We start from the raw sequence: 12,208 nt of genomic DNA on the forward strand, positions 1-12,208 counted from the left end.
GAGTATACGACGAACCTGCCAGGCCGTACAGGCCGCTATCTGAGACATGGTCGCACGAGAGCGGCTATGCCGCCATGGCCCCCTCTCGGCCCATCACGACGTTGCCGTGGCCACCAGGCGCTCCCCGGCGTGGCGCGCCCCGGCGATGTTGCGCGCCGCAGGCCCCAGTTCCAGCTCCGCATCCCGCAGATCGTGCGGGTCGAGCACCACGTGGTGCACCGAGGTCGAGCGCAGACAATCCATCCCCGTCGCCGCTGTGCAGATCTCCCAGCGCGCCAGCAGTCTTTCGTGAGGGTCGAGGATGCACAGGCGCTCCGCAGCGAAGCCGGCTTTGCCCAGCAGGACACATGCCAGATGCACGCCGTGGATTCCCCCGCCGATAATGAGCCAGTCGAGCATGCTACTCCTCTACGTCTTTCAGCGTCAGGCCTCGGTCGCGCAGAGCGCCCAGCAACCCTTTCTTCTCGATCTCGCGCAAGGCGGCCGCGGAAAGTTTCAGACGCACGAAGCGCTGCTCCTCGGCCACCCAGATGCGGTGGTAATGGAGATTGGGTTCCCAGCGCCGATTGGTGCGACGCTTGGAGAAGGAGACATTATGCCCGTACGAGGGCTTTCGACCGGTCAGACTGCAGCGTTTAGCCATGGGAAGGCTCCTAAGGCTCAATCTATCCACAGGGAACTGGCCCGTGGGTCCCGTTCGCTATCCTCAACCAGGATCATCACGCGATCGCCTTCACGCACCCCGGCATCGCGGAAGAGACTGTGGTGCACATAGACATCTGCCTTGCTGCGCTCGGCGCCCTCTCCCTTTTTCTGCAGGTCGAAAGGGAGGGGCCAGGGGTTCTCAGGTGTAAGGTTTTCCGGCGCATCCTCGCGTCGCATGCCCCATCCGGGGCATTGGGACGCCCAACTCCCCCCGCTCCCGCGCGCGGGAGCGGGGGGACGGGGGGGTGAGGATCGTCAGCGCATGGGAATGCCGAGAACCGCTTCTCGCTCGAAAAACCCTACACCTGAGAAGGGGCCAGGGGGAGGATGAGGAGGATCGCCCCGCGCCAGCGCGGGTCCGCCCGGGGTACAGGCGTCGAAGATGACCCTACCACACCGCCATCACGCGGGTCGGCCCGCCGGAGCCGGCGGCGATCTTGGGCGCTCCGACAAAGAGCGTCGCCCCGCTGGGCGGAATGCTCTCCAGATTGGCCAGGTTCTCCAGCCCCCAGCGGTTCGTCGGCAGGATAGTGTAGTGGACCGCAAAATCGGTGGAGGGGCCGTGGTCCAGGCTCAGGGTATCCACCCCGATCCCCGAAATACGGCGCTCGGTCAGCAGAAAGTCAATCGCGTCCTTGCCAAAGCCGGGAAAGTGCATCACCCCGCTGTTGTCAGTATTGCGGAACGCCTGGACGGAGCCGGCGCGCGCGCCCCAGCCGCTGGCCATGAGCACCGCGGCATTGTCGGGCAGGCGCCCGTAGCGCCGCTCCCAGGCGCGAATGTCGTCGGGCGTCACCAGGGCGTCGGGGTCGCGCGCCGCCCGCGCAGAGATGTCAATCACCGCCGCGGGGACCACCAGGGTCTCGATTGGAAGCTGATCAACGAATAACCCGTTTTTCGCGAAATGGACCGGGGCGTCCATATGGGTGCCTGAGTGTTCCCAGTAGTTCAGGATGCTGCCGTAGTACCCGTCCTTATCGTGCGAGACCGCCGGTGTGATGGTGAACGGGGCCGCGCCGGGAAACAGCGGGAACTGGGTGCCGAGGCGGTGGGTCAGGTCGGCGACATTGCTGAAGGTGGTTCGCCGGATACGGGTGGCGTGGGCCGCGCCAGCGGGCAAGGCGAGGGCGGCAGCGGCGGCGCCGAGGCCGAACTTCAGGAAGTTGCGCCGGCTGATCTCAGGGTTGGTAAAGCTATCCAGGGTTCGGGGCGGGCACATGGCAGACTCCTCGGAGCTGTGCAGAGGCGACAAGTTGCGAACTGCTTTTGAGGTGCAGGGAGGATCGCAGGAAGGGCTTGCCCTCCATGTCGTTCACCGCGCTGTTACAGGCGTTCGGCGCGGCCTGTCACCGAAGTAGGCCGGGTCAACGCGAGCAGCACCGGGCAGAGACGGGCGATGTCGGCCTGAATGGCGGCGACTTCCTCATCGGAGACGGAGCCGGCGAAGCGCAGGGTGTAGGTCAGGTCGGTGGGAGGAACGGGGGCGTCCTCGGTGACGCCGAGCGTGCCGCGGTAATCGAGCAGCCCGGCAACTTCCACTTCGAGCTGATCGAAGGCCACGCCGCGGTCGGCGGCGATGACCAGGGCCGAGTGGGCGATGCAGCTTGCCAGAGCGCCAAGCAGCAGTTCGGGCGCGCTCGGCCCCAGGCCATACCCGCCCAGGACCGCTCCCGCGTCGCTGACAACCAGGTGATCGCGCATGCGGATCGGGCGCACCCCTGAGCCGGCAGCCACAGCCACCGTCGCGCGCAGTGGAGTCGGGGCGGCATCGGGCGCGCGCAACTGGGCGCGGTAGGCATCTACCAGCTCACGTTTGCGTTTGAGATACTCGGGCAGGCTCCAGGTTGCGGGCATAAACAGCTTCTGGCGACGCGCAGCCCCTGTCTGCGTCGAAGCGAGCGCGCCTCAACAGGACGGCCCCCTCCTCGCGGCGAACGCGGCGCAATGCGTATAGGAAACTCTTCAGGATGAGGGAAAGGATACCATAAGGTGAGGGTGATTGTCAAGACAAGGTTAAGGCGCGGGTGAGACGTAGGTTCCTGCGCCCGCTGGCGCATTAGCGTGGCGACGCCCACACGTGACGCCGCACGGGCGGCCGCCATGGTGACACCGTCCGGCACAGCGGCCCCGCCCGCCCACGGCGCGAACATTGTTGTGGGTGCCCGGGGATGCCCAACTGTTGCCGGCAGGGTCACGCGGGTTTCGCGCCCGACCTCGTGTCACCCCGAAGGCACGGTTCTGAGCCAACCCTTAATGTGGCGTTAAAAGGGTGTTTATGGAGGTGCGCTATGCTAAGGCAAGAATAGACGCCGCTGTGTGAGTCAGCATGTTCAGAGTTGCCACGTTGCTCCTGATCGTCGCGGCCGTGATCGCCGCCGCAGGCTGCGCGCCTGGCCAGCGCGACGCCACGGCTCCCTTGTCGGTGGCTGCCATGGAGCCGACTGCGGTGGTCGTCCCTCTGCCTACGGTAACGGCTACCCCCACGGCCACGCCCTTGCCGACGCCTACCCCCGCGCCAACCGCCACACCCACGCCGCTGCCCCTCTCGTTCCGCTACGCCGCCCGTCCTGGCGATCGGGTCCGATTATTGCGCCCCGGAGTGGTGCATCTGCGGCGCGTCACCAACGATCCCTTGCGGATCAATGTGCTCCTGCTCGACCTTGCCAATCCTAACCTGGAACTGGGCGTGAGCATCCCCCAGAACCGCTTCTTCGGACTGTACCGCACCTCCATGCTGGCGCGGGACGCGGGGGCGCTGGCGGCCGTCAATGGCGATCTCTTTTCGGTGGACGAAGGTACGCCGCAGGGGCTGACGATGATTGACGGCCAGGTGTTGATGGCCCCCAAGTACCGGGCTACGTTTGCCTGGAGCCGCCAGCGGGGGCCGTTCATTGGCTATTTCACCCGTGAATGGACCTGGCAGGCCGAGGTGCAGGCGCCGGATGGCGCGCGGGCGCCGCTGACGCTCCTTAACACCCGTTGCCCGCCTGACCAGATCTGCCTCTACAACGAGTTCGCGCGCCAGGTTCCGGGGCGCGAGGGCGATGTGAAGGTGCTGCTTGGCCTTGATGGGAGAGTACGTCAGGTGACGCGCGGGCAGGCGCTCAAGCTCGGTCCTGGCGAACGGGCGCTCCAGGGCGTCGGCAAGGGCGCCGCCTGGCTCCGCAAACACGCCGAGGTCGGCGTCCGGCTGCGCATCGCCATCACCACTGATCCGCCGCTTGACCATTACGAGCAGGCCATCAGCGGCGGGCCGATCATTCTGCGTGATGGGAGGTTCGTGCAGGATTGTCTGTGCGCCCTGCGTGATTGTCGCGAAACCCGGCAGCCCCGCGCCGTGATGCAGTGCGAAGATTTCTCAACCGACTGGAAACTCAAGCACTACTTTGACGTGCGCATGCCACGCACCGCGGTGGGCTACGACCGCGCCAGGCAAACGCTCATCCTGGTAGTCGTGGATGGCTACCAGCGGGGCTACAGCCGCGGCATGACCCAGCAGGAACTGGCTGATCTACTCCTGGAATTTGGCGCCGACACGGCTATGGAGCTGGACGGTGGCGGCTCCTCGACCATGGTCATCGAGGAGCAGGTGGTCAACCGGCCCCCGGACACGACCGGCGAACGGCACGTCGCCAACGCGCTGCTGGTGTTTTACCGGGAGCCAACGGTTGCCGACCGGTAATGATCGATCCAGAGGCGGGCTTTGCCCGCCTCGGCTCACTTCATGGGAGGGTCTGGGAGGGCCATGCCCTCCCAGGAAATCTATCACGTTCCGTTGGGGGCGGCGCAGCCGGCGGAGAGGGTCTGGGAGGGCGTGGCACCTCTCAGGTGCAGGGTTTTTCGAGCGAGAAGGGGTTTTCGGCATTCCCAAGCGCTGACGATCCTCACCCCCCGCCCCCCGCTCCCGCGCGCGGGAGGAGGGGCGGGCGTCCCGATGCCCCGGATGGCGCATGCGACGCGAGCATGCGCCGGAAAACCTTACACCTGAAAAGGGCGTGGCCCTCCCAGGAAAAGCCCATTTCATACCATTGACGTTCGGCAATGACCCTGGGAGAAAACTGTGAAGCACCTCAAACCGCTGCTGGGGGTTCTGGGTCGCGTGATCCTGCTGATGGCGCCCTTGCTGATCATTGCGCCGACGCTGGCCTGTTCGATGCCAATGCGTAAGGTGACGCCCGGAATGACGGAAGCGCCCACGGCGACAATTCTCCCGCCCACGCCCCCCCCGGCGACCCCGACGTCGGCGCTTCCGGCGCCAACTCCTGCCCCCCGCTACGCCCTCGGCGAGGCCGCGCCGTACATCCCCATCTTGATGTACCACTACATCCGCGAGGTGGACCCTGATGCCGACCCGCTCGGCTTCCGGCTCTCGGTGCGCCCCGACCGCTTCGCCGAGCACCTGGCCTGGCTGCGCAAGCGCGGCTACGTCGGGCTGCGTATGCGTGACCTGGCTGCCTGCCTCCGTTTTAACGACTGTCCTTCCCGCGCGGTGGCCCTCACCTTCGATGACGGCTACGCCGACAACGCCACCACGGCGCTGCCGCTGCTGCGGCGCTATGGCTTCGTGGCGACCTTTTTCATCGTGACCGGCTTCGTGGGCCGCGAGGGTTACATGGATTGGAAGGATCTGGCGTTGTTGCGTGACAGCGGGATGGAGCTTGGCGCGCACACCGTCAGCCACGCCGACCTGGCGGCCCTGGATCTGGACCAGGCGCGCTACGAGATCCTCGCCTCGCGTCAGGCGCTGGAGGAGCGGCTGGGCATCGAGGTGGTCAGCTTCAGCTATCCGGCTGGCAGCCACACCCCGGCGGTCAGGCGGCTCATCCGTGAGGCCGGCTTCACCAGCGCGGTGACCTCGGCGCCCGGCGCGCGCCTGGAGCGCCTCGATGCCCTGCCGCGCCGCCGCGTGCTGGGGGGCGAGACGCTCGAGGGCTACCGCTGGTACTTTGTGCCGCCAGTCGGAGCGGGGCGACCGTAGGACGGAACGATCCGGGAGGGTCTGGTCTCACAGACCCTCCCCACGGTTGAGCGCCCCGATTGCCCCCTCGCCGCGCCTCTACGCCTCGACGCGCACGCCGCGCCAGAAGGCGATGTAACCGGCGATCTGCTTCGCTGCCTCCTTCGGTTCGGGGTAGTACCAGGCCGCATCCTTGTTGACGTTGCCCTCGACGACCACATCGTAGTAACTGGCCGTGCCCTTCCAGGGGCAGACCGTGTGGGTCGCGCTCTCGCGCAGGTATTCGCGCTTCACCGCCGTGGGCGGGAAGTAGTGGTTGCCTTCAACGATCACTGTTTCGTCGCTTTCGGCGATCACTGCGCCGTTCCAGATTGCCCGGGCCATGGTTGGTGCTCCTTCCAGTGTAGCGGTTGCATCATAACCGTGTTGAGCCCCTAGATTATCTTCAATACCAGGGCTGGTGAAATGTCTTGCGGGCGGTATAGCTGCGCCTGAACTCACCATTAGAGGCGGGCTTCGTACCAACCTGCTCTAAAAGAAAAGGGTTGCCAAGAGCCGGTGCGTGTGCCATAATAGCCATATGGTACATATGAGCTACAGGCGCGTCAAATGCTAAACCGCCAGAAAGCCGTACTGCTGCTCCTGCGCCAGGCGGGTCGCGCGGTCTCACCGGTCCAACTAATGAAGTGGGCGTTCCTCCTCGCCAATGAGACGCCGTCGCATGGTGGAGCACACTTCTACGCCTTCGTGCCCTATAAGCACGGCCCCTATTCCTTCACGCTCGATCAAGAGAAGAATGCACTCGTGCGCGATGGACTCCTTGAGGTCACCGGGCGTGACCAGTTGCGCCTGACGCCTGCTGGCCGGCAGGCCGAGTTGAAGCTTGCCGGAGACGTGCCGCGCGATATCCGCTATATAACGGACACCTATGGCCATCAGTCATCTCAGGCGCTGATTGACCTCGTGTACAAGAAGTATCCCTGGTACTCGATCAATAGTCAATTCCCGGAACGGCGCCGTATGGCGCGGCCCGTTGCGCCATGCGCCATCTACACGCTGGGCTATGAGGGGCTGACCGCCGACGCCTTCCTGAATCGGGTGCTGGAGGCGGGTATCCAGCGCATTATTGATGTGCGTCATAACCCGATCTCCCGACGCTATGGGTTTCATAAGAGCACGCTCGTCCGCCTGGCAACTCTGCTCGGGCTGGAGTATGTGCATGTTCCGGAGCTGGGCATTCCGGGCGCCGAGCGCGGCCACCTGGAGTCGTTTGCTCAGTACCAGAAGTTGTTTCAATCCTATGAGGCTGAGCTTTCGCGGGTGCTGGAACAACAGCGCATGGTCGCGAAATTACTGCAAGAAAAGCCGGGCGTGCTGGTGTGCCTGGAGGCCGATCCACGCTTCTGCCATCGCAGCGTGCTGGCGCAGGCCCTCACCCGGATTGTGGACTTGCCTGTGAAACATCTGAGGTGATCGCAATGAGTGAGAGCTGGCAAACGACGAGGGTGCTGATCACGGTAATGACCTATCCGCACCCATCGCGCGGCTATCAGGAGCTTGTATGCACCGCGGGGGTCACCGAAACAGGCGAGTGGGTCCGCCTGTACCCAATCGACTATCGCTATCGTCCCCGACAGCAGCAGTTCCGTAAGTACCAGTGGATCGAGATTGATCTGCTACCCTACGGGCAGGGCAATGATCGGCGCAAGGAGAGCCGTAAGCCTTTGCTCGACACCATAAAAGTGCTCGGTCCGCCGCTCGATACAAAGGACAAATGGGCTGCACGCCGCGCTATCATCGATCGTATGCCGGTGCATACGGTCAACGAGCTCAAGGCGCTCCACGATAGAGATCGGACATCGCTTGGGATTGTGCGCCCGGCGCGGGTGCTCGACCTGGAAATTGAGCCGGCTGATCCCGAGTGGAAGCCAGAGTGGCAACAACTGTTTGACCAGCTACGGCTGTTTGATCCCCCACAGAAACCGCTGCGCAAGATCCCATTCAAGTTCAGCTATGTTTTCGAGTGTGAAGATAACACCAAACCCCACCGTGCAATGATTGAGGATTGGGAGCTCGGGGTGCTCTGGCTGAACGAGGTTGCGCGTCTGGGGGATGAGCGGCTGGCTGCGGAGAGCGTTAAGCGCAAGTTTCTCGATGAGTTATGCCATCCCAGTAAAGACACGCGCTTTTTCATGGGTACGGTATTTCCCTACAACACCTGGGTTGTGCTGGGTGTCTTCTGGCCGCCCCGCCTGACGCCACCGGCCGGCGATGCTTTTCAACAGGCGTTGTTTTGATTGACAGGCTGAAACTGTGCCGCCTGCGCAGCGCAGGTGCACGGCATCAACCAGACGATAGGGGCGACGGGCCGGTCGTCCCTACCTTTCTGCCCGAACCTCTTGATCCAAAAATCCCCGACGTGAGTTCTCCCACCCTCCTCACTCCCGCACGCTGATCACCCGCACCTCGCGCGGCTCGGGCGCGTTGCCGGTGACCAGCAGCAGCCCCGTCTCAGTCGGATTGGTGGTTGAACCGGTATCGGTAATGGTCAACTCGGCGCTCGCGCCGCCGGGGAGAGTGGCGAAGCCGGCGCCTCCCGGCGTTAGCGTGGCCAGGTAACGCTCGCCGCCGGGCGCGAAGGTCAGCCCCTCGATCGTGTCGGTCACCTCGCCGGTGAAGTAACCGTCCACAGCCTCAATTCGCGCATTGATCGGCTGGCCGAGCGCTGGCGGCGCCAGCGGGCCGCCCAGCGACGCCGGGCGCGCCGGGTCGGCCAGTTGAGTGTCGCAGATGGCCATCCGATACGTGGCGCTCTCCAGCGTGTGTGTGGTGAAGAACACCGCGCTGGCCCGCCCGGTGCGTAGATTGGCGACCCAGGTTACGTTGCGGCCATCGCTAAAATTGAGCGCGGCATCAAAGGTGAATACCTCAAAGTCGAACCGGCCGTCGCGGTCGGTGTCGAGCAGCACGCTCAGGTACCCTGGCGCGTTGGCGTGGCTCTGGCGGCGGGCGTTGTTGATGGCGAATTCCAGCACGTACCCCGGCCGCTCTGAGCAGAACCCTGCCGGCACGGCGTAAGTGGCGTAGCCCGCGTAGCGCAGGTCAATGATTTCGGCGTTCGATCCGGCGCCCGGTTGGGCCTGCACCGGGCTGCTGCCCAGCAGCGAGTAGACGCTGATCGCCGCCTGGCCCACCCCGCGGTTGCTCACGGTCACCGGCTGGTTGACCCGTGCACCGGGGGGCGCGACGATGTTCCCTGCCAGCCGCGGCAGGACGTGCCAGGGCAGGCTCAGGTCGTTCGCCGTGGCGCCGCTGGCATCGGTGAGCTTCAGGTAGCCGTCGTACTCGAAGACGCTCAGCAGATCGCCGTTGGCGCCGTTCGGGCCGGAGTTCATGGTCCAGTCCCGTAGCCTGGCGCTGTCAATGCTGAGAGTCAGGCGGAAGCTCCGCTGGCCATAAGCCGGCACGCTGATCGTCTCAGGGGCGGAGAGGGTCACGGCGCCGGTGGCCGCGTCGTCGGCGTAACGGAAGGTTGGCTCGATGTGGTAGGTGATTGGCTCGTGGCCGTAGTTGCGTACCACGATGCTGCGTTGCAGAACCACCAGCGGCCGGAAGGCGTCAACGAAGCCGAAGGAGATCGCCCCGCCGCCGCTGGCGGCCTCCCAGGCTGAGGCCCTGGCGGCAATGGCGCGGTCCACTCGCACCTCGCCGCTGCCGATGCGGGTGATCGGCGCCAGCCCCCCGCCGAGGGCGGCAGGGGTGTTGAAGATCCTCGTTTCGGCGGTGTTCATCAGACGCGCCTTGAGTTCCGCGGGCGAGAGTTGCCAGTCGGTGGCGTTCATCAGCAGGGCAGCGGCGCCGGCCACCACTGGCGCCGCGCCAGAGGTGCCGCCGAAGGGCTGCGTGCCGCTCCCGCTGCCGGCGACCGCCGAGATCGAGGCCCCGGGCGCGCCGATCTCCGGCTTGATGATCTGCCCGAACATCACCTGGTTGCCGTAGAACATCTGGCCTGCGGCCGGGCCGCGCGACGACGAGCCGACCATCGTGCCCACCAGGGGCGGCCAGGTGGCCGGGTCAATGCGCATGCGCACCCCGGCGGCAAGGTTAGCCTTGATGCGGTTGGCGCTGGCCTGGCTGATCGCGAAGCCGGGAATGGTGGGCGTTCCTCCCCCGAAGCCGAAGGCGAAGGGTTCGCCCGGGGCCACCAGGCCGATGATCCCCGCCAGGGCGCCGCCAGCGGCAATGTTGCTGATCTTGATGCTGACCGCGCACGCGCCGCGATCCACCAGCACGATCCGCCCGGCGAGCGAACCGGGGGCGAAGGGGGCGCAGCCGAGCAGGTTGCCGCCCGCGCCATTGCCGTACTGCACCGGCCCGCTGATCACCCCCCGCGGGCGCGCTGACCAGGGCTGAAAGACCGCCGGGTAGCCCCCGGCGATGCTCGCCGGCGCGGTGACCTCGAGGATCGGCAGCAGGGCCGAGGGCATCTCGGTCTGCGCCACCGCGAGGGCCGTGCGCGCCGCCGAGGGCGTGCCGACGATGTAGGGCTTGTCGGCGCTGTTGCCCGCCGAGGCCACCGTCAGGATGCCGAGCGCCGTAACATTATCAACCGCCGCCGAGAGATCGTCGAAATAGTTCTGGCCGTAAGACAATCCCAGCGACATGTTGATGATGTGCACGCGATCGCGGCTATCGCCGTCGCCGTCGGGATCGGCGGCGAACTCCACCCCTCGCAGCAGCGCCACGCCGCTGCAGGCCGAGGAGACCGCCGAGCAGACCTTGACGGCGTAGATCTGCGCCTTCGGGGCCACGCCGCCTCCGGCGACGGCGTTGTCGGCGCTGATGACGGCGCTCAGGCCCCCGTCAGCGACCAGGCCCATCGCGAACATGCTGTGGACCGCGCCAGCCTCCAGGGTGACGTTCGGCAGCGCAAGTGCGACGGTGGTCGTGCCGGCCAGACGCACCTCCAGGTTGTACACCCCGGCGGGGACCTCGATGTACGGGCTGGCCTCGCCAAAGGCATAGTTGCGGAACAGCACCGGCCCGCCCGCCACGGCGACATCCACCGCTGGCGCGTCGGGCGAGGCGTGCACGAAGCGCGCGCGGGCCTTGCCCGCGGCGGGCGCGCGGTTGTCGTCCGCCAGGACCAGGGGCGTGATACGCGCGAGCACGTTGGCGGCGGCGACAGTGTAATCCTTGCCCGCCTCGACGGTCAGATTGGCGTCAATCACCACCGGCGCGCTGGTTCCGGCGGGCACGACGCGGATATTGTATGTGCCCGGAGCGAGCGAGGCGTAGGAACTGACCGCCTTGAAGGGCACGCTGGTCCACGCCGGAACGCCGTTCACCAGAATGTCCACCGGCGGCGCGTCGGGGGAGGCGTGGACGGCGCGCACCCGCGCCCGTTCGGGGTCAGGGAAGGGCCGCCCGGCAATAATGTCGGCAACGTGGGTGCCGTGGCCCTCAAAATCGATCGGGTTGGGATCAGGGGCCAGAGGCGGGCTGTTGGCTGCGCCGTTCCACGCCTCGCCGACAAAATCGTAGCCGCCGACCACCTTATCGTTAGGAAAGAAGGCCGGGTTGGCCGGCAGGCGATGGGCCTGACAGGCGGCCGGATCGGGCGTGGCCGCGGCGTCGCCGCAGTAGGCCAGGGCGTAGAGCGCCTCGGCGCCCGGGCCGCCCAGTTTGGCGTGCGTGTAGTCAACCCCCGAGTCGAGCACGGCGACGCGCACCTCTTCGCCGTCGAAGGCCCTGCTCTGTACGGCGGGCGTCGCGCCAATGTACGGGACAGTTTCGCTCAGCTCGCGCTCGTAGTTCACCACCGGATTGATGCGCACGACTTCGGGGTTGCGGGCGATGGCCTCGAGCTGGGCGCCGTCAACCTCCACGATCATCGCGTTCAGGGCGACCTTCAACCGCGCCAGCACGACGGCGGCGGGATCGAGGGCCTGGATCTGGGCGCTGATCCGGTCTTGCTGGGCCATGACCGCGGCGCTCTGGGCGATCTGCGCCTGGCCCTCGGCCACCGTCGCGGTTGGCTCGTTGCTAAGGGTGATCACCACCTGCCGGTGCCCGGTAGCGTTCCGCAGGGCCGGATTGAGCACCCGGTCGGGCAATGTAGCAGTCAGCGGCTCGGCCATACGGGCATCGGCCAGCGCCGGAGGAAGGGGGCGGACAGCGGTCTGGGCGCGCGCGGGAACAGCGGCGCCGGGCATGGTCACGCCGATCAGCAGCGCCAGCACCAGCAAACGCATCGTGGAGGATTCCGATCGCATTTTTGTACCTTTTCTTGATCGGATTTAGCAAAAAAACCTGGACTTCCTGTCCAGATCGGCTTATTGGTCTGTAAAATGAGTTTCCTGGCAATTCCGCCCCCCTCCCAACCTCCCCCCGTTGCGGGGAGGCGCCGGACTCCCTCCCCCAGCGGGGGAGGGTTGGGGAGGGGGTGGAGTTACCGAAAAACTCAATTCACAGAGTACGTACAACGGCGGCGTTCACCTCAACACTGGTTGTGTTGGGGGTGCAGATGTGAAGGTGTGGCGAGAA

General features: G+C 65.9%; 11 protein-coding genes. 4 read left to right on the forward strand and 7 right to left on the reverse strand.

Features of this window, described 5'->3' with window-relative positions; translation table 11 throughout:
* Positions 1-93: 93 nt before the first annotated feature.
* The 5 genes from NZU74_15355 to NZU74_15375 all read right to left on the reverse strand — a co-directional run bounded on the left by NZU74_15355 (position 94) and on the right by NZU74_15375 (position 2,559).
* Positions 94-399 carry a hypothetical protein gene (locus NZU74_15355; protein MCS6882712.1) on the reverse strand — a complete coding sequence of 102 codons (306 nt, stop codon included), beginning with the start codon at positions 397-399 and terminating at the stop codon, positions 94-96.
* A gap of 1 nt (position 400) precedes the next feature.
* Positions 401-643, reverse strand: coding sequence for a 50S ribosomal protein L28 (rpmB, locus tag NZU74_15360; GenBank protein ID MCS6882713.1), 243 nt, complete (start codon positions 641-643; stop codon positions 401-403).
* A gap of 17 nt (positions 644-660) precedes the next feature.
* The gene (locus NZU74_15365; protein ID MCS6882714.1) at positions 661-882 is read right to left on the reverse strand and encodes a hypothetical protein; all 222 of its coding nucleotides are present in this window, start codon (positions 880-882) and stop codon (positions 661-663) included.
* Between the two features lie 211 nt (positions 883-1,093).
* Positions 1,094-1,924 carry a cyclase family protein gene (locus tag NZU74_15370; GenBank protein MCS6882715.1) on the reverse strand — a complete coding sequence of 277 codons (831 nt, stop codon included), beginning with the start codon at positions 1,922-1,924 and terminating at the stop codon, positions 1,094-1,096.
* Positions 1,925-2,028: 104 nt separating this feature from the next.
* A complete protein-coding gene (locus NZU74_15375; GenBank protein ID MCS6882716.1) occupies positions 2,029-2,559 on the reverse strand; it encodes an OsmC family protein in 531 nt (176 codons plus the stop codon).
* A 472-nt stretch (positions 2,560-3,031) separates the two neighbouring features.
* Here NZU74_15375 and NZU74_15380 point away from each other — a divergent pair, with 472 nt between their 5' ends.
* Both NZU74_15380 and NZU74_15385 read left to right on the forward strand, forming a co-directional pair.
* Positions 3,032-4,387, forward strand: coding sequence for a phosphodiester glycosidase family protein (locus tag NZU74_15380; protein MCS6882717.1), 1,356 nt, complete (start codon positions 3,032-3,034; stop codon positions 4,385-4,387).
* A gap of 378 nt (positions 4,388-4,765) precedes the next feature.
* A complete protein-coding gene (locus NZU74_15385) occupies positions 4,766-5,683 on the forward strand; it encodes a polysaccharide deacetylase family protein (GenBank protein ID MCS6882718.1) in 918 nt (305 codons plus the stop codon).
* 78 nt (positions 5,684-5,761) lie between these two features.
* Here the strand turns inward: NZU74_15385 and NZU74_15390 are convergent, their stop codons facing one another.
* Positions 5,762-6,046, reverse strand: a complete 285-nt coding sequence (locus NZU74_15390) for a DUF427 domain-containing protein (protein MCS6882719.1) — start codon at positions 6,044-6,046, stop codon at positions 5,762-5,764.
* 225 nt (positions 6,047-6,271) lie between these two features.
* On the opposite strand from NZU74_15390, the gene NZU74_15395 reads away from it, so the two are divergent.
* Together NZU74_15395 and NZU74_15400 are read left to right on the forward strand one after the other, a co-directional pair.
* Positions 6,272-7,135: a DUF488 domain-containing protein gene (locus tag NZU74_15395; protein MCS6882720.1), complete on the forward strand. Its 864-nt coding sequence runs from the start codon at positions 6,272-6,274 to the stop codon at positions 7,133-7,135.
* 5 nt (positions 7,136-7,140) lie between these two features.
* Positions 7,141-7,959: a hypothetical protein gene (locus tag NZU74_15400; GenBank protein ID MCS6882721.1), complete on the forward strand. Its 819-nt coding sequence runs from the start codon at positions 7,141-7,143 to the stop codon at positions 7,957-7,959.
* 141 nt (positions 7,960-8,100) lie between these two features.
* Here NZU74_15400 and NZU74_15405 read toward each other — a convergent pair whose 3' ends face one another.
* Positions 8,101-11,937, reverse strand: a complete 3,837-nt coding sequence (locus NZU74_15405) for a DUF4397 domain-containing protein (protein ID MCS6882722.1) — start codon at positions 11,935-11,937, stop codon at positions 8,101-8,103.
* Between the last annotated feature and the right edge of the window lie 271 nt (positions 11,938-12,208).

The organism is Chloroflexaceae bacterium, from assembly GCA_025057155.1.
GTDB lineage: Bacteria > Chloroflexota > Chloroflexia > Chloroflexales > Chloroflexaceae > JACAEO01.

Bases quoted from the DNA above. Each gene is read 5' to 3' on its own strand.
- NZU74_15395 (MCS6882720.1), top strand. From the start codon at position 6,272: ATGCTAAACCGCCAGAAAGCCGTACTGCTGCTCCTGCGCCAGGCGGGT.
- NZU74_15375 (MCS6882716.1), bottom strand. From the start codon at position 2,559: ATGCCCGCAACCTGGAGCCTGCCCGAGTATCTCAAACGCAAACGTGAG.
- rpmB (MCS6882713.1), bottom strand. From the start codon at position 643: ATGGCTAAACGCTGCAGTCTGACCGGTCGAAAGCCCTCGTACGGGCAT.
- NZU74_15405 (MCS6882722.1), bottom strand. From the start codon at position 11,937: ATGCGATCGGAATCCTCCACGATGCGTTTGCTGGTGCTGGCGCTGCTG.
- NZU74_15400 (MCS6882721.1), top strand. From the start codon at position 7,141: ATGAGTGAGAGCTGGCAAACGACGAGGGTGCTGATCACGGTAATGACC.
- NZU74_15365 (MCS6882714.1), bottom strand. From the start codon at position 882: ATGCGACGCGAGGATGCGCCGGAAAACCTTACACCTGAGAACCCCTGG.
- NZU74_15355 (MCS6882712.1), bottom strand. From the start codon at position 399: ATGCTCGACTGGCTCATTATCGGCGGGGGAATCCACGGCGTGCATCTG.
- NZU74_15370 (MCS6882715.1), bottom strand. From the start codon at position 1,924: ATGTGCCCGCCCCGAACCCTGGATAGCTTTACCAACCCTGAGATCAGC.
- NZU74_15380 (MCS6882717.1), top strand. From the start codon at position 3,032: ATGTTCAGAGTTGCCACGTTGCTCCTGATCGTCGCGGCCGTGATCGCC.
- NZU74_15390 (MCS6882719.1), bottom strand. From the start codon at position 6,046: ATGGCCCGGGCAATCTGGAACGGCGCAGTGATCGCCGAAAGCGACGAA.